20 protein-coding genes, 2 tRNA genes and 1 pseudogene are annotated in these 22,122 nt (G+C 66.3%); 3 read left to right on the top strand and 20 right to left on the bottom strand.

The genetic code is table 11. The features are described from left to right. Window positions 1–94 precede the first annotated feature (94 nt). The 5 genes and pseudogenes from PTQ19_RS09170 to PTQ19_RS09190 form a co-directional block, all read right to left on the bottom strand. Window positions 95–736: an ATP-dependent Clp protease proteolytic subunit gene (locus PTQ19_RS09170; RefSeq protein ID WP_179410575.1), complete on the bottom strand. Its 642-nt coding sequence runs from the start codon at window positions 734–736 to the stop codon at window positions 95–97. A 15-nt stretch (window positions 737–751) separates the two neighbouring features. Then, window positions 752–1,354, bottom strand: a pseudogene (locus tag PTQ19_RS09175) (ATP-dependent Clp protease proteolytic subunit); the annotation flags it as partial. Between the two features lie 69 nt (window positions 1,355–1,423). Continuing rightward, window positions 1,424–1,900, bottom strand: a complete 477-nt coding sequence (locus PTQ19_RS09180) for a tetratricopeptide repeat protein (protein ID WP_274367101.1) — start codon at window positions 1,898–1,900, stop codon at window positions 1,424–1,426. Window positions 1,901–1,962: 62 nt separating this feature from the next. Further along, window positions 1,963–3,375 (bottom strand): trigger factor, encoded by a 1,413-nt coding sequence (gene tig / locus PTQ19_RS09185; RefSeq protein WP_274367102.1) that lies wholly within the window; start codon window positions 3,373–3,375, stop codon window positions 1,963–1,965. Between the two features lie 57 nt (window positions 3,376–3,432). Continuing rightward, window positions 3,433–3,509, bottom strand: a tRNA-Pro gene (locus PTQ19_RS09190). Window positions 3,510–3,633: 124 nt separating this feature from the next. On the opposite strand from PTQ19_RS09190, the gene PTQ19_RS09195 reads away from it, so the two are divergent. Continuing rightward, window positions 3,634–3,707: transfer RNA gene (locus PTQ19_RS09195), tRNA-Gly, on the top strand. 107 nt (window positions 3,708–3,814) lie between these two features. Here PTQ19_RS09195 and PTQ19_RS09200 read toward each other — a convergent pair. The 11 genes from PTQ19_RS09200 to PTQ19_RS09250 all read right to left on the bottom strand — a co-directional run bounded on the left by PTQ19_RS09200 (window position 3,815) and on the right by PTQ19_RS09250 (window position 15,685). Beyond that, entirely contained in the window at window positions 3,815–4,171 is a 357-nt protein-coding gene (locus PTQ19_RS09200; protein ID WP_179410571.1) for an RNA polymerase-binding protein RbpA, read from the bottom strand. Beyond that, on the bottom strand, window positions 4,171–4,419 hold the full coding sequence (gene secG / locus PTQ19_RS09205; protein ID WP_179411819.1) for a preprotein translocase subunit SecG: 249 nt from the start codon (window positions 4,417–4,419) through the stop codon (window positions 4,171–4,173). The genes PTQ19_RS09200 and secG overlap by 1 nt, the downstream gene beginning before the upstream one ends. Before the next feature lie 78 nt (window positions 4,420–4,497). Continuing rightward, a complete protein-coding gene (gene tpiA / locus PTQ19_RS09210) occupies window positions 4,498–5,304 on the bottom strand; it encodes a triose-phosphate isomerase (RefSeq protein ID WP_274367103.1) in 807 nt (268 codons plus the stop codon). Beyond that, window positions 5,289–6,509 carry a phosphoglycerate kinase gene (locus tag PTQ19_RS09215; RefSeq protein WP_274367104.1) on the bottom strand — a complete coding sequence of 407 codons (1,221 nt, stop codon included), beginning with the start codon at window positions 6,507–6,509 and terminating at the stop codon, window positions 5,289–5,291. Before PTQ19_RS09215 ends, tpiA begins: the two co-directional genes overlap by 16 nt. 5 nt (window positions 6,510–6,514) lie before the next feature. Continuing rightward, a complete protein-coding gene (gene gap, locus PTQ19_RS09220) occupies window positions 6,515–7,525 on the bottom strand; it encodes a type I glyceraldehyde-3-phosphate dehydrogenase (RefSeq protein WP_179410569.1) in 1,011 nt (336 codons plus the stop codon). Window positions 7,526–7,625: 100 nt separating this feature from the next. Further along, complete coding sequence (locus tag PTQ19_RS09225) at window positions 7,626–8,252, bottom strand: superoxide dismutase (RefSeq protein ID WP_179410568.1); 627 nt, start codon at window positions 8,250–8,252, stop codon at window positions 7,626–7,628. Window positions 8,253–8,394: 142 nt separating this feature from the next. Further along, window positions 8,395–9,375, bottom strand: coding sequence for a DNA-binding protein WhiA (whiA, locus tag PTQ19_RS09230; RefSeq protein ID WP_179410567.1), 981 nt, complete (start codon window positions 9,373–9,375; stop codon window positions 8,395–8,397). A 99-nt stretch (window positions 9,376–9,474) separates the two neighbouring features. Next, a complete protein-coding gene (rapZ, locus tag PTQ19_RS09235) occupies window positions 9,475–10,362 on the bottom strand; it encodes an RNase adapter RapZ (protein ID WP_206821632.1) in 888 nt (295 codons plus the stop codon). Beyond that, window positions 10,362–12,296, bottom strand: coding sequence for an excinuclease ABC subunit UvrC (gene uvrC, locus PTQ19_RS09240; RefSeq protein WP_179410566.1), 1,935 nt, complete (start codon window positions 12,294–12,296; stop codon window positions 10,362–10,364). Before uvrC ends, rapZ begins: the two co-directional genes overlap by 1 nt. Then, complete coding sequence (uvrA, locus tag PTQ19_RS09245; protein WP_274367105.1) at window positions 12,296–15,193, bottom strand: excinuclease ABC subunit UvrA; 2,898 nt, start codon at window positions 15,191–15,193, stop codon at window positions 12,296–12,298. The genes uvrC and uvrA overlap by 1 nt, the downstream gene beginning before the upstream one ends. A gap of 48 nt (window positions 15,194–15,241) precedes the next feature. Next, complete coding sequence (locus tag PTQ19_RS09250; protein WP_179410564.1) at window positions 15,242–15,685, bottom strand: MarR family winged helix-turn-helix transcriptional regulator; 444 nt, start codon at window positions 15,683–15,685, stop codon at window positions 15,242–15,244. Window positions 15,686–15,730: 45 nt separating this feature from the next. Here PTQ19_RS09250 and PTQ19_RS09255 point away from each other — a divergent pair, with 45 nt between their 5' ends. After that, a complete protein-coding gene (locus PTQ19_RS09255) occupies window positions 15,731–15,973 on the top strand; it encodes a hypothetical protein (protein ID WP_179410563.1) in 243 nt (80 codons plus the stop codon). 9 nt (window positions 15,974–15,982) lie between these two features. Here the strand turns inward: PTQ19_RS09255 and uvrB are convergent, their stop codons facing one another. The 4 genes from uvrB to rpsA form a co-directional block, all read right to left on the bottom strand. Then, complete coding sequence (gene uvrB / locus PTQ19_RS09260; protein WP_274367106.1) at window positions 15,983–18,061, bottom strand: excinuclease ABC subunit UvrB; 2,079 nt, start codon at window positions 18,059–18,061, stop codon at window positions 15,983–15,985. Window positions 18,062–18,114: 53 nt separating this feature from the next. Next, window positions 18,115–18,696 (bottom strand): hypothetical protein, encoded by a 582-nt coding sequence (locus tag PTQ19_RS09265; protein WP_274367107.1) that lies wholly within the window; start codon window positions 18,694–18,696, stop codon window positions 18,115–18,117. 155 nt (window positions 18,697–18,851) lie between these two features. Next, complete coding sequence (gene coaE, locus PTQ19_RS09270) at window positions 18,852–19,454, bottom strand: dephospho-CoA kinase (protein ID WP_274367108.1); 603 nt, start codon at window positions 19,452–19,454, stop codon at window positions 18,852–18,854. A gap of 106 nt (window positions 19,455–19,560) precedes the next feature. Continuing rightward, complete coding sequence (rpsA, locus tag PTQ19_RS09275; RefSeq protein WP_179410560.1) at window positions 19,561–21,015, bottom strand: 30S ribosomal protein S1; 1,455 nt, start codon at window positions 21,013–21,015, stop codon at window positions 19,561–19,563. A 179-nt stretch (window positions 21,016–21,194) separates the two neighbouring features. Here rpsA and PTQ19_RS09280 point away from each other — a divergent pair, with 179 nt between their 5' ends. Continuing rightward, a complete protein-coding gene (locus PTQ19_RS09280; protein WP_274367109.1) occupies window positions 21,195–22,115 on the top strand; it encodes a 5'-3' exonuclease in 921 nt (306 codons plus the stop codon). Window positions 22,116–22,122: the final 7 nt, after the last annotated feature.

Raw genomic sequence — 22,122 nt, forward strand, 5'->3', positions numbered from 1 at the left:
ATGCGGTTGCACTGCGCATTCGTTGCGCGCGACGCGCGGAACGCCGAAGCCCCCTCCGATCGATGATCGGAGGGGGCTTCAGTGTCAGGTCGCGTCAGCCGCGCTTGCGCGAGGTCAGCACCTGGTCGACGATGCCGTACTCGAGCGCCTCCTGAGCGGAGAGGATCTTGTCGCGGTCGATGTCCTTGTTGACCTGCTCGGTCGCCTTGCCGGTGTGCTTGGCCATGGTCTCTTCGAGCCACGTGCGCATCCGCAGGATCTCGGCCGCCTGGATCTCGATGTCGGATGCCTGACCGTGGCCGGCCTCACCCATGGCGGGCTGGTGCATCAGGACGCGCGCGTTGGGCAGGGCCAGACGCTTGCCGGGAGCACCCGCTGCGAGCAGCACGGAGGCCGCCGATGCCGCCTGGCCGAGGACGACGGTCTGGATGTGCGGCGCCACGTACTGCATCGTGTCGTAGATCGCGGTCATCGCCGTGAACGAGCCACCGGGCGAGTTGATGTACATCGTGATGTCGCGCTCGGCGTCCTGGCTCTCCAGAACCAGCAGCTGCGCCATGACGTCATCGGCCGATGCGTCGTCGACCTGCACGCCGAGGAAGATCACGCGGTCTTCGAACAGCTTGTTGTAGGGGTCCTGACGCTTGAAGCCGTAGGCCGTGCGCTCTTCGAACTGCGGCAGCACGTAGCGGCTGGAGGGGAGGTTGCCGGCGGCGCGGAAAGTGGGGGTGTACATAGGTGTCTTCCTGCCTTACTTGTCCGCGCCGGTGCCGCCGCCGCCGTGCACGTCGCTGGCGTGCTCGCGGATGTGGTCGACGAATCCGTACTCGAGGGCCTCATCGGCGGTGAACCAGCGGTCGCGGTCGCCGTCCTCGTTGATCTGCTCGACCGTCTTGCCGGTCTGCGATGCCGTGATCTCGGCGAGGCGACGCTTCATCGAGAGGATCAGCTGCGCCTGAGTCTGGATGTCGCTGGCCGTTCCGCCGAAGCCGCCGTGCGGCTGGTGCAGCAGCACGCGGGCGTTCGGGGTGATGTAGCGCTTGCCCTTGGTGCCGCTGGTCAGCAGGAGCTGTCCCATCGAGGCGGCCATGCCGATGCCGACGGTGACAATGTCGTTCGGCACGAACTGCATCGTGTCGTAGATCGCCATTCCCGCGGTGATCGAACCACCGGGCGAGTTGATGTAGAGGTAGATGTCCTTCTCGGGATCTTCGGCGGCGAGAAGGAGGATCTTGGCGCAGATCTCGTTCGCGTTCTCATCGCGCACCTCAGAGCCCAGCCAGATGATGCGATCCTTCAGCAGCCTGTCGAAGACGCTCGTCGCCATCAGAGGTTCAGCCATGTCAGCTCCTGTTTCCGTGTTTCGGTGATTCGAATCTACCGGCGCGCGGCAGCCTGCTCCCCCGTGTTCGCCGTCGGCATATCACCGGGGCGGGCGCAGCTCCTGCGCGTAGGCGGTCACCGAACGGCGATAGCGCGGCAAGTGCGGCGCGAGTGCTTGCAGCGCGACCGACGTCGCCGAGAGCGGATCGCCGGCGGATGCCAGTGACAGGGCGTAGAACGCGGCCACAGCGTCACTGAGCTCTCCCCCACGCCGACGCTCGGCGCGCAGCAGGTCGAGACTCTCGGCGACGCGACCCAGATTCCGCAGAGTACTCGCGAGCTGAATCACCGCCTGCACGCGCAGCTCCTCGGCAAGCCCCAGTTCCAGGGCACGTCGGTACAGCGGTTCGGCTTCCCCCTCGCGTCCCGCCGAGTCGAGCGCGCCGGCGCGCTCGAATGCTGCGCGCGCACCGTCGCCGCAAAGGGCCGCTAGCGCGTCGATAGCGACGATGCGCTCGTCCTCCGACAGGGACTCATCGTCCCAGACCGCATCGAATCGGGTATCCAGGTCTGTCATGTCATCCTCCGCAGACGCAGAAGGGGCGGATGCCGCAGCATCCGCCCCTATCCGCGCTCTGGTTACTCGGCCTTGTCGGCGTCGTCCTTCGCAGCGGCCTTCTTCTTGGCCGGAGCCTTCTTCTTGGGCTTCTCCTCAGCCGGAGCCTCCTCAACGGGGGCTTCCTCGGCCGGGGCCTCGTCAGCGGCCTCGTCCTCGGCGTCACCGATGAACGCCGACAGGTCGACGGCGGTGCCGTTGCTGTCGACGATCTTGACCTTGCCGAGGGTTACGGCCAGCGCCTTGTTGCGCGCGACCTCGCCGACCAGCGACTGCAGCTGGCCAGCGCCCTGCAGCGCCTCGACGAACTCCTGCGGAGCCATGCCGTACTGAGCGGCCGACTGGATCAGGTACTGGCTGAGCTCTTCCTGCGAGACCTGCACGTTGGCGCTCTCGGCGATCGTGTCGAGCAGCACCTGGGTGCGGAACTGCTTCTCGCTGGCCTCGGTGACCTCGGCGCGGTGCTCGTCGTCTTCCAGGCGGTTCTCGGACTCGAGGTGGTTGTGCACCTCGTCCTCGATCAGCTGGGCCGGAACGGGGATCTCGATCTGCTCGAGCAGCGTCTCGATCAGCTGGTCGCGCGCAGCGGCACCCTGGGTGAAGACGCCCTGCTCAGCGACGCGCTCGGCGAGGCTGTCGCGCAGCTCGGCGATCGTGTCGAACTCCGAAGCCATCTGCGCGAAGTCGTCGTCTGCCTCGGGCAGCTCGCGCTCCTTGACCGCCTTGAGCGTCACGGCGACCTCGGCCTCTTCACCCGCGTGGTCGCCACCGACCAGCGTCGAGCGGAAAGTGGTCTCTTCACCGGCAGTGAGCGACTCGAGCGCCTCGTCGATGCCCTCGAGCAGCTGGCCCGAGCCGATCTCGTACGACACGCCGTCGGCGCGATCGATCTCGGTGCCGTCGATGTTCGCGACCAGGTCAAGGTCGACGAAGTCGCCCTTGGCGGCCGGACGGTCGACGGGGATCAGGGTGCCGAAGCGGGCACGCAGCTCGTCGAGCTCAGCGTCGACGCCGGCGGCGTCGGCCTCGACGGCGTCGACCGTGATCGTGATGTCCTCGAGGCTGGGCAGCTCGACCTCGGGACGAACATCGACCTCGATGTCGACCAGCAGGTCGCCCGAGAAGTCCTTCTCGTTCGGCCACTGCGTGATGTCAGCGGCGGGGCGTCCGACCATGCGCACGCCGTGCTCGGCGGCGGCTTCACGGAAGAAGCCGTCCAGTGCCTCGTTGACGGCGTGCTCGATGACCGCACCGCGACCGACGCGCTGATCGATGATCGGCGCGGGAACCTTGCCCTTGCGGAAGCCGGGGATCTGCACGTCCTGAGCGATGTGCTCGTACGCGTGCGCGATGCTGGGCTTGAGGTCCTCGGGGGTGACCGTGATGGTGAGCTTGACCCGGGTCGGGGAAAGCTTCTCGACGGTGCTGTTGGCCATGCTGGGGTATCTCCTTGTGGTTTCCGCACGAACGGCGCGGTCGTGAAGTCTGGGCCGTGGTCGGGGCGACAGGATTTGAACCTGCGACCTCCCGCTCCCAAAGCGGGCGCTCTACCAAGCTGAGCTACGCCCCGGCTTGACCCGCGCGCGGGATCGGCCTCAATGAGTCTAACGGACGGGAGCACTCCAACTGTCCGCTATGCTTGACGAGGCGCACCGCACAGCGGGGCCCACCGGAGGCATCAAGCCCCCGACAGCGGGGATGTAGCTTAATGGTAAAGCCTTAGTCTTCCAAACTAATGACGCGGGTTCGATTCCCGTCATCCCCTCCATTTCGATCAGAGTGATCCTCACGGATCATCTCCAGAACAACGAGTAAGGGCCCCCACCTCGCGGTGGGGGCCCTTACTCGTTGTTCTGGGACTGCGGGGGCCGCGGCTCAACGGCCGCCGCGACGCTCCCTCAGCTGCGTGAGCGCATCTTCGAGAAGCTGTTCAGCTTCCTCGTCGGTGCGACGCTCCTTCACGTAGGCGAGGTGCGTCTTGAACGGCTCGGTCTTCGACAGGGCCGGCGGGTTGCTCTTGTCCCGCCCCGCGGGCAGGCCGCTCTGCGGGTGGTCGATCGTGTCTGGGATCTCCTCGTCGGGCAGACCGGCGGCGAAGTACCGGACGGTCTCGTTGCCCAATCCGTCCCAGTACGACACGGCGATGCGGTCGGCGTGGTAACCGTGATCCTGCTCGCCCATCGGGCCCGAGCCGACCCGCGTACCGCGAATCGCGTTTCCTCCGGTGGACATCAGATCACCTGCAGTTTCGTGATGAGCCCGAGGGCGACGATCGAGACGAACCACACCAGCGCCAACACAACGGTGAAGCGGTTCAGGTTGCGCTCGGCGAGACCAGACGACCCCACGGCCGCCGACATACCTCCACCGAACATGTCGGACAAGCCGCCACCGCGACCCTTGTGAAGAAGGATGAGGAGCGTCAGCAGAACGCTGGTGATGCCCATCAGCACTTGCAGTACGAACTCGAGTACCTGCACGAAGAAGCCTTTCACGGGGGCCGGTCGACCCACCTAGCCGTCAATTATAGGACGAGGCGCTTGCGCGCCCCGGCCACGTCACACGCCGACGTGCTTCTCGAACCGCACGATCGCCGCGAACTCGTCCACGACGAGGCTCGCGCCGCCCACCAGGGCACCATCGACGTCGGGCTCGCGCAGGAAGCTCGCGATGTTGCCCGACTTGACGGAACCGCCATACAGCACGCGGGTGCGTGCCGCCGCGTCCTCGTCGAGCACGCGGCCGATCACGCCACGCAGCGCGGCGCAGACCTCTTGAGCCTGCGCGGGAGTCGCAGCCTGGCCCGATCCAATCGCCCAGACCGGCTCGTACGCCACGACGATGTCGCTCGACGCGGGGATGCCCTCGAGAGCCTTCTCGAGCTGCCCGGCGGGCACAGCACTGGCGCCGAACCGTTCCAGATCCTCGGCGGTCTCGCCGACGCAGATCACCGGAACCAAGCCGTGCTTGATCGCGGCCTTCACCTTGGCGGCGACGATCTCGTCGCTCTCATCGTGGTACTCGCGGCGCTCGGAGTGACCGATGATCACGTAGCCGACATTGAGCTTCGACAGGAACGCGCCGGAGATCTCACCGGTGTACGCGCCGGAGTCATGGGCTGAGAGGTCCTGCGCACCCAGACCGAACGGGATCTTGTCGGCGTCGATCAGCGTCTGCACGCTGCGGATATCGGTGAACGGCGGGAAGATGGCTACCTCGACCGTGTCACCCTCGTGTCCGGCATCCTTCAGCGTCCAGTGCAGCTTCTGCACCGTCGCGACCGCCTGAAGGTGGTCGAGGTTCATCTTCCAATTGCCCGCGATCAGCGGGGTGCGCTTGCGGTTCTGCGTCATCGTGCTTGCCATCCGAGTACCTCCAGGCCTGGGAGCTTCTTGCCCTCGAGGAACTCGAGGCTGGCGCCTCCGCCCGTCGAGATGTGTCCGAACTGTGAATCTGCGAAGCCGAGCTGGCGCACGGCAGCCGCCGAATCACCACCGCCGACGACACCGAGACCGTCGACCTCGGTGAGCGCTTCCGCGACCGCCTTCGTGCCCGCGGCGAAGGCCGGGAACTCGAACACGCCCATCGGACCGTTCCAGAAAACGGTCTTCGACGCCCGGACAGCAGCGGCGAACGCCGCCGCTGTCTCGGGGCCGATGTCGAGGCCGATACCCGCGGCACCGAACGAGCTCTGCTCGATGGCATCCGCAGCGACGATCTCGTGAGCGGCATCAGCCGCGAACCCCGACGCCACGACGACGTCGGTCGGCAGCACGAGTTCGACGCCGCGTTCCGCGGCCTCGGCGATGTATGCGCGCACCGTGTCGAGCTGGTCGCTCTCGAGCAGGCTCGATGCCACGGCATGCCCCTGAGCGGCGAGGAAGGTGAACAGCATCCCCCCGCCGATCAGCAGTCGATCCACCCGCGGGAGCAGGTGCGAGATGACCCCGAGCTTGTCGCTGACCTTCGATCCGCCCAGCACGACCGTGTAGGGCCGCTCGGGGGTCTCGGTGAGGCGGTCGAGCACATCGAGCTCAGCCGCGATCAACAGCCCCGCCGCCGAGGGCAGCAACTCGGCCAGGTCGTAGACGCTGGCCTGCTTGCGGTGCACGACGCCGAAGCCGTCCGAGACCATCGCATCGCCCAGCGATGCGAGCTCCGTCGCGAAGCCGCGACGCGTCTCGTCGTCCTTGGCCGTCTCCCCCGCGTTGAACCGCAGGTTCTCCAGCACGACGACCGAACCGTTCTGCAGCTCCGCGACTGCCTGCTGTGCCGCAGGTCCGACGGTGTCGGTGGCGAACGCGACCGACGCGTCGAGCAGCTCGCCCAGTCGCTCTGCGACGGGGGCCAGGCTGTACTGCGGGTCGGGTGCTCCGGCGGGACGCCCGAGGTGCGAGCACACGATCACACGTGCTCCCGCTTCGATGAGCGTCTTCAGCGTCGGGAGGGAGGCGCGGACGCGACCGTCATCGGTGATCTCTCCGTCCCGCAGGGGAACGTTGAGATCACAGCGGACGATGACGCGTCGGCCCTCCAGCGGGCCCAGCGAGTCGAGGGTGCGCAGAGTCATCGGATTCAGAGACGCTCTGCGACGTACTCGGTGAGGTCGACCAGACGGTTCGAGTAGCCCCACTCGTTGTCGTACCAGCTCGAGACCTTGACGAGGTTGCCGCTGACGTTGGTCAGCTCGGCGTCGAAGATCGACGAGTGCGGATTGAGCTGGATGTCGCTGGAGACGATGGGGTCCTCGGTGTACTGCAGGATGCCCTCGAGGCGTCCGTCGGCGGCGGCCTCACGGTACGCGGCGTTGATCTCTTCGACGGTGAGGTCGTCACGATCGGAGACGATCGTGAGGTCGACGATCGAGCCGGTGGGCACCGGCACGCGGTAGGACGAGCCGCTCAGCTTGCCGTTGAGCTCGGGCAGAACCAGGCCGATGGCCTTGGCTGCGCCGGTCGATGCCGGAACGATGTTGACGGCGGCGGCGCGGGCGCGACGCAGGTCGCTGTGCGGGCCGTCCTGCAGGTTCTGGTCGGCGGTGTACGCGTGGGCGGTCATCATGAAGCCGCGCTGGATGCCGAACTTGTCGTTGAAGACCTTCGCCAGCGGGGCGAGGCAGTTCGTGGTGCACGAAGCGTTCGAAATGATGTTGTGCGCGGCCGGGTCGTACGAGTCCTCGTTCACACCCACGACGAAGGTGCCGTCGACATCGGTACCCGGTGCCGAGATGATGACCTTCTTCGCACCGCCGGCAATGTGCTTGCCCGCGTCGGCTGCCTTGGTGAAGCGACCGGTCGACTCGATGACGATGTCGACGCCGAGCTCGCCCCAGGGGAGGTTGGCGGGGTCGCGCTCTTCGAAGACCTTGATGGCCTTGCCACCGACGGTGATGACGTCACCCTCGTGCGAGACCTCGACGCCCAGGGGGCCGCCGACCGAGTCGTACTTCAGCAGGTGCGCGAGCGCGGCGTTGTCGGTGAGGTCGTTGACCGCGACGATCTCGATGTCCGCGTTCTGTGCGAGCGCTGCGCGGAGGAAGTTTCTTCCAATACGACCGAAGCCGTTGATACCGATCTTGACAGACACGAAAGTCTCCTGGTTCTTAATCAAGGAAATGCGAGAATCTCGCCGATAACGCGGACAACGGCGTCCTGATGGGCTTTTCGCCCATCAGGACGCCCATGTTTTACGACAGTACCAGCAGTCCGGAGGTCTTCTCACGCGCTGTTTCAAAGCGCTGCGCAACGTTCTGCCAGTTCGCGATGTTCCACGCGGCCTTGATGTAGTCGGCCTTGACGTTCAGGTAGTCCAGGTAGAAGGCGTGCTCCCACATGTCGAGCTGGAACAGCGGGACCGTACCCTGAGCGGTGTTGGCCTGCTGGTCGAACAGCTGCTGGATGATCAGGCGGGCACCGATCGGGTCCCAGCTGAGCACGGCCCAGCCCGACCCCTGGATGCCGGCTGCTGCCGCTGCGAAGTGCGCCTGGAACTTCTCGAACGAGCCGAAGAACTCGTCGATGGCTGCCTTCAGCTCACCCTCGGGCTGCCCGCCGCCCTCGGGCGAGAGGTTGGTCCAGAAGATCGAGTGGTTGACGTGGCCACCGAGGTTGAAGGCCAGGTCCTTCTCGAGCTTGTTGACGTTCGCGAGGTTGCCGCTCTCGCGTGCCTCGGCGAGGCCTTCGAGCGCCGCGTTCGCACCTGCGACGTAGGCCGCGTGGTGCTTGTCGTGGTGCAGCTCCATGATCTTGCCGCTGATGTGCGGTTCGAGGGCCGCGAAGTCGTAGGGGAGGTCGGGAAGCGTGTAGATCGCCATGTCGATTTCATCCAATCCGCGCCGCGCCGCGGCGCTTACCGATTACCTGCGATGCCGAAGTGCGCCGCAGGGGCGGACGTCTCTCATCCTACTGACGGCAACAGCGCCCCAGGCCGGTTCCTTCCCGTTGCCCGAGCGGGAGTCAGTCGTCGATGCCGACGGGAACCGCGGCCTCGGTACCGGGGATGCCCTCCTGCTGGGCGCGCTTGTCGGCCATTGCGAGCAGGCGTCGGATCCGACCGGCGACCGCGTCCTTCGTGAGGGGCGGTTCGGCGTGGTGGCCGAGCTCGTCGAGGCTCGCATCCCGGTGCGCCAGGCGCAGGTTGCCCGCCATGCGCAGATGATCGGGAACCTCGTCGCCGAGGATCTGCAGCGCACGCTCGACGCGTGCGCATGCGGCGACGGCAGCCTGCGCCGAGCGGCGCAGGTTGGCGTCATCGAAGTTGACCAGGCGGTTCACACCGGCGCGCACCTCGCGGCGCTGACGCATCTCTTCCCAGGAGACGGCGGTGCGGCGCGCACCCATGACGGTGAGGATCTTCTGGATGGACTCCCCCTCGCGCACGACGACGCGCGGAAGGCCGCGCACCTCGCGGGCCTTGGCGGCGATGCCCAGCCGATGTGCGGCACCGACCAGAGCCATGGCGGCCTCACCCGAGGGGCACGAGAATTCCAGCATCGCCGAACGGCCCGGCTCGCTGAGCGTTCCCGCGGCGAGGAAGGCGCCGCGCAGGATGCCCCCGAGCTCTTCCGGGGATCCCGTGGTGAGGCGATTGGGAAGGCCGCGCACCGGGCGGCGTCGCGCGTCGAGCAGACCGGTCTGGCGCGCCAGCGTCTCCCCCGCGCCGATCACACGCACGGCCCAGCGCGCACCGTCACCACCCGAGGAGCTCGCCTTGACCTGGGCAACCTCCGGACGCACACCGTAGATCTCGGCGAGGTCGCGGGTGACGCGCTTGGCCAACGTCTCAGCATCCACTTCCGCCTCGACAGCGACGCGACCTGCGATCGAGTGCAGCCCACCGGCGAAGCGCAGAATGGTTGTCACCTCCGCGACCCGCACCGTCGGGGGTGCATTGCGGATGCTGACAAGCTCAGCCTTGACGTCGGTGGTGAGGGCCACGGGACTCCTTAACGATCCAATGCGTCGGATCGCCGACGCAAAGGACAAGCTTACAAGGCCGCGCGTCCGAACACTGTGCGACCTTCAGCCGGAGACTCGCTACTCCCGACCAAGATCGCGGTGTCGCACGTTCACGGCGACGCCAGGCGTATCCGCGAGCCGACGTGCGAGTTCCTCGGCCATCGCCACGGACCGGTGCTTTCCGCCCGTGCAGCCGATCGCGATCGTCGAATGGCTCTTGTTCTCACGCTGGTACCCCTCGAGCACCGGCCGGAGCGTCTGCGTATAGGCGTCGAGGAACTCCGCGGCGCCTGGCCGGGACAGCACGTAGTCGCGCACGTCGGCGTCCTTGCCCGTGAACGCGCGCAATTCCTCCTGCCAGAAGGGATTGGGCAGAAAACGCATGTCGGCGACATGGTCGACGTCGGTGGGCAGTCCGTACTTGAACCCGAAGCTCAGCAGAGTGACGCGGTGGCGCGCAGCGCCCTCCTCCGAGAACATCTCCGAGACCTGGGTGGCGAGCTGGTGGATGTTGAGCGCCGAGGTGTCGATCAGCAGGTCGGCCGACTCACGGATGGGCGCGAGTCGTGCACGCTCGGCGCGGATGCCATCGAGCAGCGTGCCGTCGCTCTGCAACGGGTGCGGACGGCGCACCGACTCGAATCGGCGCACCAGGACGTCGTCGGACGCATCCAGATACAGCACCTTCACGCTGCCGCGCCCCTGCAGCGCACGAGCGACGTCGGGGAAATCATCGAAGAGCCCAGGCCCGCGCACGTCCACGACAGCGGCGATCTTGGGCAGGTTCCCCGCGCCCATGTCTGTGAGCTCGAGCAAGGGCCGCAGGATCTGCGGCGGGAGGTTGTCCACGACGTACCAGCCGAGATCCTCGAGTGCGTTGGCTGCGGTCGTGCGCCCCGCACCGGACATGCCGGTGACGATGAGGAACTCGCCCTCCTGCTGGGCCTGGTCGGCTGGTTCGGCCATCATGCTCCGGTTTCCTTATCGCTGGATTCCAGCCTATCCACTCCGGCGCCGGCTTCGCCGCCGAGGTGCGCGTGGATGGCTGCCGCGAGCGAAGGCCCGATCCCCGACACCTCCTGGATCTGCTCGGGTGCGGCACCCTTTAGCTTCGCGACCGATCCGAAATGAGTGAGCAGCGCCTTGATCCGCGCCGCACCGAGACCGGGGACCTCGCTCAGCACCGATTGGATGTCGCGCCGGCGCCGACGCCGCTGGTGCGTGATCGCGAATCGATGCGCCTCGTCACGCAACCGTTGGATCAGGTACAGTGCCTCGCTCGTGCGCGGCAGGATGACGGGGAAGTCATCGTCGGGGATCCAGATCTCCTCCAGACGCTTGGCGATGCCGCACACCGCGATCTCGGCGCGCCCGCTGTCGCGCAGTGCGCGCGCCGCGGCCTGCACCTGTGGCTTGCCGCCATCCACGACGAGCAGCTGCGGCCGGTAGGCGAAGCGCGGCTTAGGGCGTTCCCCGGCGGCCGGCGGATCGTCTATGCCTGCGTCGTCGGCGGGAGCACCGTTCTCGACGCGGGCCAGACGTCGCATGAGCACCTGGTACATCGAATCCGTGTCGTCGGTGGTTTCAGCGATGTTGAAAGACCGGTACTGGTCCTTGCGCGGCAACCCGTCCTCGAAGACCACCATCGAGGCGACGACATTGGTTCCGCCCAGATGCGAGATGTCGAAGCACTCGATGCGCAGCGGCGCCTCGTCCATGCCGAGGGCTTCCTGCAAGTCGGTGAGCGCCTGCGTGCGCGCGACGTAATCGCTGGTGCGGCGCGTCTTGTGGCGCAACAGCGCCTGCTGGGCGTTGAGCGTTGCGGTACGCATGAGATCGGCTCGCTGTCCTCGCCGGGCAACTGCCAACTCCACCCGACGACCGCGCCGCTGACGCAGCCACTGCTCAAGCTCAGCGGCATCGTCGGGCAGCTCCGGGACGAGAACACGACGCGGGATGTCGCTCGACTCGCCGTAGACCCGTTGCAGCACCTGGTCGACCAGTTCGCCTCCGCCGATGTCGAGTTCCTTGTCGACCGTGAGCGAATGCACGCCGCGCACGCGTCCGCCACGGATGACGAAGTGATGCACGGCCGCCGAGAGCTCGTCCTCGGCGATGCCGAGCAGATCAGCGTCCTCATCGCTGGGCAGCACCAGCGCGCTCTTGCTGAGTACAGCCTCGATGGCCGAGAGCTTGTCACGGTACTTCGCGGCCGCCTCGTAGTCCATCGCGGCCGAGGCCGCCAGCATCCGCTTGGTCAGATCGCGCGTGAAGCGCTCGTCGCCACCCGCCATGAAGGCGACGAAGTCGTCGACCATGGCGCGGTGCTCGTCGATCGTCACCGTCATCGAGCAGGGGCCGCCGCACTTGCCGATCTGCCCGGGAAAGCACGGGCGGCCGGTCTGCATGGCGCGCCGGTAGCTCGCATCGCTGCATGTACGGATCGGGAACACCTTGACCATCAGATCGATGGTCTCGTGCACCGCCCACACCTTCGGGTAGGGGCCGAAGTAGCGAGCCCCGGGGATGCGTCGGTTGCGCGTGACCATCACGCGCGGCGCCTCATCGGCGAGCGTCACCGCCATGAACGGGTACGACTTGTCATCCCGGTACCGCACGTTGAACGGCGGATCGAACTCTTTGATCCACATGTACTCCAGCTGCAGCGAGTCGACGTCGGTCGCGACGACCGTCCACTCGACCGATGCGGCCGTCGTCACCATCCGCCGAGTGCGCTCATGCAACGTGTGCAGCGGCGCGAAGTAGTTCGACAGGCGCTGGCGCAGGTTCTTCGCCTTGCCGACGTAGAGCACACGCCCCTCCGCATCGCGGAATCGGTAGACCCCGGGATCGGTCGGGATCTCGCCCGCCCGCGGCTTGTAGGGCAGGACGTCGGCCATCAGCCCGCCTTGCGCACGCCGGATCCACTCGCCCCCGGGGTGAGGATCTCGGCGAGGAACTGGCCGGTGTGGCTCTCGTCGACCCGCGCGACCTGTTCAGGGGTTCCGGTGGCGATGATCTGGCCGCCACCCGAGCCGCCCTCCGGCCCGAGGTCGATCACCCAGTCAGCCGACTTGATGACATCGAGATTGTGCTCGATCACGATCACGGTATTGCCCTTGTCGACCAGTCCACCCAACACCTCGAGCAACTTGCGCACGTCTTCGAAGTGCAGACCGGTGGTCGGCTCGTCGAGCACGTAGATGCTGCGGCCGTTGCTGCGTCGCTGAAGCTCGGTGGCGAGCTTGACGCGCTGCGCCTCGCCGCCGGACAGGGTCGTTGCCGCCTGCCCGAGCCGCACGTACCCGAGACCGACATCGACAAGCGTCTTCATGTAGCGGTGGATCGCCTGGATCGGCTCGAAGAACTCGGCCGCCTCAGCGATCGGCATCTCGAGCACCTCGGCGATGTTCTTGCCCTTGTAGTGAACGGCCAACGTGTCGCGGTTGTAGCGCTTGCCGTGACACACCTCGCAGTCGACGTACACGTCGGGCAGGAAGTTCATCTCGATCTTGATCGTGCCGTCACCCGAGCAGGCATCGCAGCGCCCGCCCTTGACGTTGAAGCTGAACCTGCCGGGCAGGTATCCGCGCACCTTGGCCTCGGGGGTCTCGCTGAACAGCGTGCGGATGCGGTCGAACACGCCGGTGTATGTCGCCGGGTTCGATCGCGGAGTGCGTCCGATCGGTGCTTGATCGACGTGCACGACCTTGTCGAGGTTGTCGAGGCCCGTGACCCGGGTGTGCTTGCCCGGTACGGTGCGTGCACCGTTCAGCCGCCCGGCAAGCACCTGGTAGAGGATGTCGTTGACCAGCGAGGACTTGCCCGACCCGCTCACACCGGTCACCGCCGTGAGCACGCCGAGCGGGAAGTCGGCGGTGACGTTCTTGAGGTTGTTCGCCCTCGCGCCGACGACACTCAGCATCCGCTTCTTGTCGATCTTGCGACGCTTCGAGGGCACGGCGATCTCGCGACGACCTGCGAGGTAGTCACCCGTCATCGACTCGCCCTCTTCGAGCAGCGACGAGTACGGGCCGGAGTGGACGACCGCTCCCCCGTTGACGCCGGCCCCTGGTCCGATGTCGACGACCCAGTCGGCGGCTTCGATCGTCTCTTCGTCGTGCTCGACGACGATCAGGGTGTTGCCCAGATCACGCAGTTTGAGGAGCGTCTCGATCAGCCGACGATTGTCACGCTGATGCAGGCCGATCGAGGGCTCATCGAGCACGTAGAGCACGCCGGTGAGTCCGGAGCCGATCTGAGTGGCAAGGCGGATGCGCTGCGCTTCGCCACCCGACAGCGAGCCGGCAGAGCGCCCGAGGTTGAGATACGCGAGACCCACCTGCAGCAGGAAGTCCAGTCGGAGTCGGATCTCACGCAGCACCTGCGCGGCGATCCGTGCCTCACGGTCGGTGAGCTCCAGGGTGTGCATGAACGTGCTGGCATCGGCCAGGCTCAGCGACGACACCTCGGCGATCGAGTGCCCGTGCACCTTGACTGCGAGCACCTCGGGCTTCAGACGCGCCCCGTCACAGACCGGGCACGGCACCTCGCGCAGGTATTCCCCCCACCGTGCGCGCTGCGTGTCGGACTCCGCCTGCATGTACTGCCGTTCGATGTACGGCACGACGCCTTCGAATCCCGAGGTGTACCGCATCTCACGGCCGTAGCGGTTCTTCCACTTGACGCTCACCTTGTAGTTGTCGCCGCGCAGCACGGCTTCACGCACCTCGGAGTGCAGTTGGTTCCACGGGGTGTCGAGCGAGAAATCGAGGTCGGCAGCGAGTCCGTCGAGCAGACGCTCGTAGTACTGGAACAGCCCCTTGCCCTGCGTCGTCCACGGCAGGATCACGCCCTCACGGATCGACAGCTCCTCGTCACCGAGCATCAGGTCGACGTCGACCGACATTCGGGTGCCGAGTCCGGTGCAGGCCGGGCAGGCACCGAACGGCGCGTTGAACGAGAACGTGCGCGGCTCGATCTCGGTCAGGGTGATCGGGTGCGCGTTCGGACAGGCCAGCTTCTCAGAGAAGGACTGCCACGCGGCATCGCCCTCCTCATCGACGAAGTTGATCCGCACGATACCGCCGGCCAGACCGAGCGCCGTCTCGACCGAGTCGGTGACCCGCCCCAGGATGTCGACGGATGCCACCAGCCGGTCCACGACCACAGCGATGTCGTGCTTGTAGCTCTTCTTGAGTTTGGGCGGCTCGGCGAGCTGGATCAGTTCGCCGTCCACGATCGCGCGGGAGTACCCCTTGGCACCGAGCTCTTTGAAGAGGTCGACGAACTCCCCCTTCTTCTGCGTGACGACGGGCGCGACGATCTGGTATCGCGTGCGCTCGGGCAGAGCCATGAGCTGATCGGCGATCTGCTGCACCGTCTGCCGCTGGATGCGCTCCCCGCACTCGGGGCAGTGCGGGATGCCGATGCGCGCCCACAGCAGGCGCATGTAGTCGTGAATCTCGGTGATCGTGCCGACCGTCGAACGCGGGTTGCGGTTCGTCGACTTCTGGTCGATCGACACTGCCGGGCTGAGCCCCTCGATGAAGTCGACGTCCGGGCGATCCACCTGACCGAGGAACTGACGCGCGTACGCGCTCAGCGACTCGACGTAGCGGCGCTGTCCCTCGGCGAAGATCGTGTCGAACGCAAGGCTCGACTTGCCGGAGCCGGACAGCCCGGTGAAGACGACGAGTGCGTCGCGCGGGATGTCGAGATCGACGTCCTTGAGGTTGTGCACGCGGGCACCGCGGACGCTGAGCTTCGTGGATGGGACGACTGGAACGATGGGCACCAGACAAGTCTAGGAGCGGCCACCGACATGGCGGCGCTCGGGTGCGGATCAGCGGCTGGTCGGGGCCGGACCGGCGAACGGGCGCAGCGCGTCCCGCAGAGCGGTGACCGTCGGGATATCGGCGCCGACCTGCGCCATGACGGCGCGCGGAACCTCCACCGCACGCTCGCGCAGAGCGCGCCCCTCCTCGGTCAGGCCGATGTCGAGGCGACGCTCGTCCGCCGCACTGCGCGTTCGCTGCACGAGCCCGTCCTTCTCCAAGCGCTTGACGAGCGGCGACGCGCTGGCGGGCTCCAGTGCCAGCGCATGGGCGAGCTCGTTGAGCGAGCGCGGCGAGCTCTCCCACAGCGCGAGCATCACGAGGTACTGCGGGTGCGTAAGCCCGAGCGGCTCAAGAATCGGACGGTAGATCGCCACGACGTTGCGCGCCGCCGTCACCATCGCGAAGCACAGCTGGTTCTCCAGCCGCAGCAGTTCATCATCGCTGGTCATTCTCCGATGATACGAGGAACCCTAATCATTAGTACACTAAGGAACATGGCTGAGGATCCCACCCACGTCCCGTTGCGCACCCGCATCCGCGAGGCGGGCGGTCTTTACGCATGGTTCAACACGAACCTGATCCGCTTCGCGGGCCCCGCGTCGGTCGGCCCGTATGAGGCGACCCCGCCGCCCAGTGCAGAGGAACGCGCAGAGCGCGGATGCCCGCTGTGCGGCAACCCGATGAACAAGCACGAGATCGACCGCAGCGGGCCCAAGCCTCTGATGCACTGCCCCTGACGGGGACGACTACGCGTGGCCCGCGCGCTCCATGGCCCGTAGCTCCTTCTTGAGGTCCTGCACTTCGTCGCGGAGCCGTGCTGCGAGCTCGAACTTGAGTTCTGCGGCAGCGGCGAGCATCTGTTCCGAGAGATCGGCGATCGTCTCCTCGAGCTGCATCGCGCCCTCGGCCGCGATCCCCTCGCGGCGCAGGTTCGGTGTGGGCGACTTGCCCTTGCCGCTCTTGTTGCCCTTGCCCCGCCCCGCGCGCATGTCCGCCGTATCGGCGGCCTCACGCGCGAGCACTTCGGTGATGTCGGCGATGCGCTTGCGCAGCGGCTGCGGGTCGATTCCGTTGGCCTTGTTGTAGGCGATCTGCTTCTCGCGACGGCGCTCGGTCTCGTCGATGGCGTTGCGCATCGAGTCGGTCATGTTGTCGGCGTACATGTGCACCTGACCCGACACGTTGCGCGCCGCGCGCCCGATGGTCTGGATGAGTGACGTGCCCGACCGCAGGAAGCCCTCTTTGTCGGCGTCCAGGATCGCCACCAACGACACCTCGGGCAGGTCGAGGCCCTCGCGCAACAGGTTGATCCCGACGAGCACATCGTAGACGCCGGCCCGCAGCTCGGTGAGCAGTTCGACTCTGCGCAACGTGTCGACGTCCGAGTGCAGGTAGCGCACGCGGACACCGTGCTCACCGAGGAAGTCCGTCAGTTCCTCGGCCATCTTCTTCGTCAGCGTGGTGACGAGTACGCGTTCATCCCGCTCGACACGCGTCCGGATCTCTTCGAGAAGATCATCGATCTGCCCCTTGGAGGGCTTGACGATGATCTCGGGATCGACCAGTCCGGTGGGTCGGATGATCTGCTCGACCACACCGTCGGCGATCCCCATCTCGTACTTGCCCGGCGTAGCCGACAGGTACACGGTCTGCCCGACCCGGTTCTTGAACTCGTCGAAGCGCAATGGGCGGTTGTCCATGGCACTGGGCAACCGGAACCCGTGCTCGACGAGCGTGCGCTTGCGCGAGGCGTCTCCCTCGTACATCGCTCCGATCTGCGGCACGGTCACGTGCGACTCGTCGATGACGAGCAGGAAGTCATCGGGGAAGAAGTCGAGCAGCGTGTGCGGGGGCTCCCCCGCCTCCCGTCCATCGAGATGCCGGGAGTAGTTCTCGATCCCGCTGCAGAATCCCAGCTGCTGCAGCATCTCAATGTCGAAGGTGGTGCGCATGCGCAGTCGCTGGGCTTCGAGCAACTTGCCCTGCCGCTCGAGCTCGGCCAGCCGCTGCTCGAGTTCGGCCTCGATCGTGCCGATGGCACGCTGAACGACATCCGTACCGGCTACGTAGTGCGAAGCGGGGAAGATCGGCACGGCGTCGAGCTTGGCGATGACATCGCCGGTGAGCGGATGCAACGAGTAGAGCGCCTCGATCTCGTCTCCGAACAACTCGATGCGGATCGCGTGCTCTTCGTACACCGGGATGATCTCGATCGTGTCGCCGCGTACCCGGAAGTTGCCTCGCGAGAAGTCGACGTCGTTGCGGTTGTACTGCATCGAGATGAACTGACGGATCAGCGCGTCACGGTCGTAGCGCTCCCCTACTTGCAGCGCCACCATGGCTCGCAGATACTCCTCGGGCGCACCGAGGCCATAGATGCACGACACCGTCGACACGACCACGACGTCTCGGCGGCTGAGCAGTGAGTTCGTCGTCGAGTGCCGCAGCCGCTCGACCTCCGCGTTGATCGACGAGTCCTTTTCGATGAAGGTGTCGGTCTGCGGCACGTAGGCCTCGGGCTGGTAGTAGTCGTAGTAGCTGACGAAGTACTCGATGGCGTTGTGCGGCATGAGTTCTCGGAACTCGTTGGCCAACTGCGCGGCGAGCGTCTTGTTGTGCGCCATCACCAGCGTCGGCCGCTGCACCTGTTCGATGAGCCAGGCGGTCGTCGCCGACTTTCCCGTTCCCGTCGCGCCGAGCAGGACCACGTCGGTCTCGCCGGCATTGATGCGCGCGGCGAGGTCAGCGATGGCCTGCGGCTGATCGCCGGCCGGCATGTACTCGCTGACGACCTCGAAGGGGCGGACACTACGCGTGGGTTGCATAATACCCAGCGTAGGCCGCCCCTCCGACGTTGCGGTGCGAGCAGACCGCGCCGTTACGCGTTGTGAGTAATCGGGCCGACTACGGGTTGGCGGTAGTTGTCCGGGCGCACAGAGATCAGGCCAGTGATCTGAAGCTTTCCGTCATCACCCGAACCCGTGACGTTGAGCGTCAGCGACCTCAGCTCGGGCTTCACCTCCGGGGGCAGGTTGTAGTCGACGTTGAACCCCTGAATACCCACCTGGCACGTGATGTTCTGTGTGCTCACCAAGGTGAGCTGATTCTTCGTGGCGGATGAGATGCTCCAGACGCCCCCCAGCACCGTCGAGCCCGCAAGTGTGAAGTCAGGGTTGGCGCCGTTGTATGTCAACGTCGCCGTGAAATTCGCTTTCAGATTCCAGGGGTAGTACTGACCGTTCGGCTCTGTCGCGCAGTCTTTGGTCTCCATCCAGACCGCGGACATCGCAGCGCTGCCATCCTTGATGTTGTCAGACGACTCGACAAGCGGGCCGATCGCCCGCGGCACCACTCCAGAGGCTGCGGACATCGGCACGGCAACGGCTGCGGCGATGACGGGCACCGACCATGCGGCACCCTTTACGATAGTGCGGCGCGAGAGCGCAGGATTCTCACTCATGGGTACTCCTTGGCAGGCGCGCAAGAGGTTCCCATCAACGATGAGGCTCCGACGCGGGCGGACGCGCGGGGCACCACGTAATCCGCGCTCCCCAGCCCTCATATGCTACCAGATAAGTTAAGGGTTCAAACTTATCTGGCGAGGGCGACGAGCGACTATTCTCGTCCGCGCAGTCTTTCCCACAGAGCATCAGTCTGCGCGATAGTGTGCCCCTCATCCAACGAGGTATTAACCATGACGTCCGCGATCGCGCGCCTGGCGGCATCCGGCACCTGTGCTGCGACACGAGCGCGGGCCGCTTCCTCAGCCATTCCGCGCAACTCGATCAGACGCCGGATCCGCAGCTCGGCGGGCGCGTCCGCCAGCACGATCAGGTCCCACGGGTCATCGACACGGGCCTCGACCAGCAGAGGCACGTCGTAGACCACGACAGACTCCGGATCGGCAGCAAGAGCGGCGGCGAAGCGACGCGCGGACTCTTCACGCACCGCGGGGTGCACGATGCTGTTCAACCGAGCCAGCGCCTCGTCATCGCCGAAGACGCGCTCGCCCAGCGCCGCGCGATCCAGCGCGCCATCGTGCGCGATGACCCCCGACCCGAACTCCGCGACGATGGCGGCAAGCACCGGGGAACCGGGTGTCTGCACGTCGCGCACGATCTGGTCTGCGTCGACGATGACGGCACCGTGCTCGGCCAAACGGCGGGCGATGGTCGACTTGCCTGAGGCGATGCCTCCGGTCAGGGCGATGAGTGGCATCCGCCCAGTGTCCCACGCCGGTGGCGGGACGCGCGTCCCGGAACGCGGAACGGGCCGCCACCCGCCCGAAGGCGAGGTGACGGCCCGTTGCTCACGGAGCGGATGCTCAGCTGTTGCCACCCGAGAGCTTCTCGCGCAGAGCGGCGAGAGCCTCGTCGTCGGCGAGGGTGCCGGCGCCGGAGTCGCTCGTGAACGACTGCGCAGCACCGAAGTCGTCGCCTGCAGCGGCCTCTTCTTCGGCAGCCTTGAGGACGGCGGCCTTGTGCGCCTCCCAGCGAGCCTGGGCTGCAGCGTACTCCTGCTCCCATGCCTCGCGCTGGGCGTCGAAGCCGTCCTTCCATGCACCGGTCTCGGCGTCGAAGCCCTCCGGGTACTTGTACTCGCCGTTCTCGTCGTACTCGGCGAGCATGCCGTACAGAGCCGGGTCGAACTCGGTGCCGTGCGGGTCGACCGATTCGTTCGCCTGCTTGAGCGACAGCGAGATGCGGCGACGCTCGAGGTCGATGTCGATGACCTTGACGAAGACCTCTTCGCCGACCGACACGACCTGCTCAGCCAGCTCGACGTGCTTGCTGGAGAGCTCCGAGATGTGCACGAGGCCCTCGATGCCGTCTGCGACGCGGACGAACGCACCGAACGGAACCAGCTTGGTGACCTTGCCCGGTGCGATCTGACCGATCGCGTGCGTGCGGGCGAAGACCTGCCACGGGTCCTCCTGCGTCGCCTTCAGCGACAGCGAGACGCGCTCGCGGTCCAGGTCGACCTCGAGGATCTCGACGGTGACCTCCTGGCCGACCTCGACAACCTCGGAAGCGTGCTCGATGTGCTTCCAGGACAGCTCCGAGACGTGCACCAGACCGTCGACGCCGCCGAGGTCGACGAACGCACCGAAGTTGACGATCGACGAGACGACACCCTTGCGAACCTGACCCTTGTGCAGGTTGTTGAGGAACGTCGTGCGCGACTCCGACTGCGTCTGCTCCAGCAGAGCGCGGCGGCTCAGCACCACGTTGTTGCGGTTCTTGTCGAGCTCGAGGATCTTGGCCTCGATCTCCTGACCCAGGTACGGCGTGAGGTCGCGGACGCGGCGCAGCTCGATGAGCGATGCCGGGAGGAAGCCACGGAGGCCGATGTCGACGATGAGGCCGCCCTTGACGACCTCGATGACGGTGCCGGTGACGACGCCGTCGTTCTCCTTGATCTTCTCGACGTCGCCCCAGGCGCGCTCGTACTGCGCACGCTTCTTGGAGAGGATCAGACGGCCTTCCTTGTCCTCTTTCTGGAGAACGAGGGCCTCGACCTGGTCGCCGACGGCGACGACCTCGTTGGGGTCGACGTCGTGCTTGATGGAGAGCTCGCGGGAGGGGATGACACCCTCGGTCTTGAAGCCGACGTCGAGCAGAACCTCATCGCGGTCGATCTTGACGATCGTGCCCTCGATGATGTCGCCGTCGTTGAAAGACTTGATGGTCTTCTCGACCGCGGCCAGGAAGTCCTCGGCAGATCCGATGTCGTTGATCGCGACCTGCTTGGTGGCCGGGGCGGTCGTTGCGCTAGTCATGTAGTGGGTTGTCCTTGTGAATGGAAGATCGGGCGTCGGGAGCCGGCAAGCCGATATGCTCACGATGCGGTTGGATGTGGATTGCGATGTCACGCGGGCACGCAGGCGCACCCCACGAGTGACACTTCAGATTATCAGAAGCCGGGCGCGCCGCGCTCCCCCTGTTCTAGGCTGGAGCGGTGACCCAGCGACTGATGCTTCTCGACACGGCCTCGCTGTACTTCCGGGCGTTCTTCGGAGTCCCCGACAAGGTCAAGGCTCCGGACGGCACCTCCGTGAACGCGACGCGAGGATTGCTCGACATCGTCGCCAAACTCGTCACGCTCTACCACCCCGCACAGGTCATCGCCTGCTGGGATGACGACTGGCGCCCGCAATGGCGCGTCGACCTGATCCCGAGCTATAAGGCGCACCGCGTGGTCGAGGCCGTATCGTCCGGCACGGATGTCGAAGAGGTTCCCGATCCCCTCGAGCAGCAGATCCCCCTCATCCGCGAGGCGCTCAGCGCACTGGGAATTCCGATCATCGGCGCAGCAGAGCACGAGGCGGACGACGTGATCGGTACGCTCACGAGCCGCGCGACCATGCCCGTCGACATCGTCACCGGCGATCGCGACCTGTTCCAGCTCGTCGACGACGCACGAGACGTGCGCGTGATCTACACAGCTCGCGGCATGAGCAATCTCGAGGTCGTGACCGATGCGACCGTCGTCGCCAAGTACGGCGTGCTTCCGAGTCAGTACGCGGACTTCGCCACTCTGCGCGGCGATGCCTCCGACGGGCTCCCGGGCGTGAAGGGCGTCGGAGAGAAGACCGCGGCGTCACTGCTGCAGGCGCACTCCGACCTGGCCGGCATCCGCGCCGCTGTTGCCGATGGCAAGCTCAGCGCGGCGGCATCCGCTCGCTTCGCGGCGGCGGCCGCGTATCTCGACGTCGCCGCGGACGTCGTGCGCGTCGCCACCGACCTCGACATCGCTGCCCCCGATGTCCCGTTGCGCGCGTTGGATGATGCGAGGGCGGATGCTGCCCGCGCCTTCGCCGAGCAGTGGAACCTCGGCGGGTCGATGGAACGCGCTCTGGCTGCGATCGCCACCGCCTGATCGGGGC

The sequence above is a fragment of the Microbacterium esteraromaticum genome, from assembly GCF_028747645.1.
In the GTDB taxonomy this organism is placed as follows: domain Bacteria; phylum Actinomycetota; class Actinomycetes; order Actinomycetales; family Microbacteriaceae; genus Microbacterium; species Microbacterium esteraromaticum_C.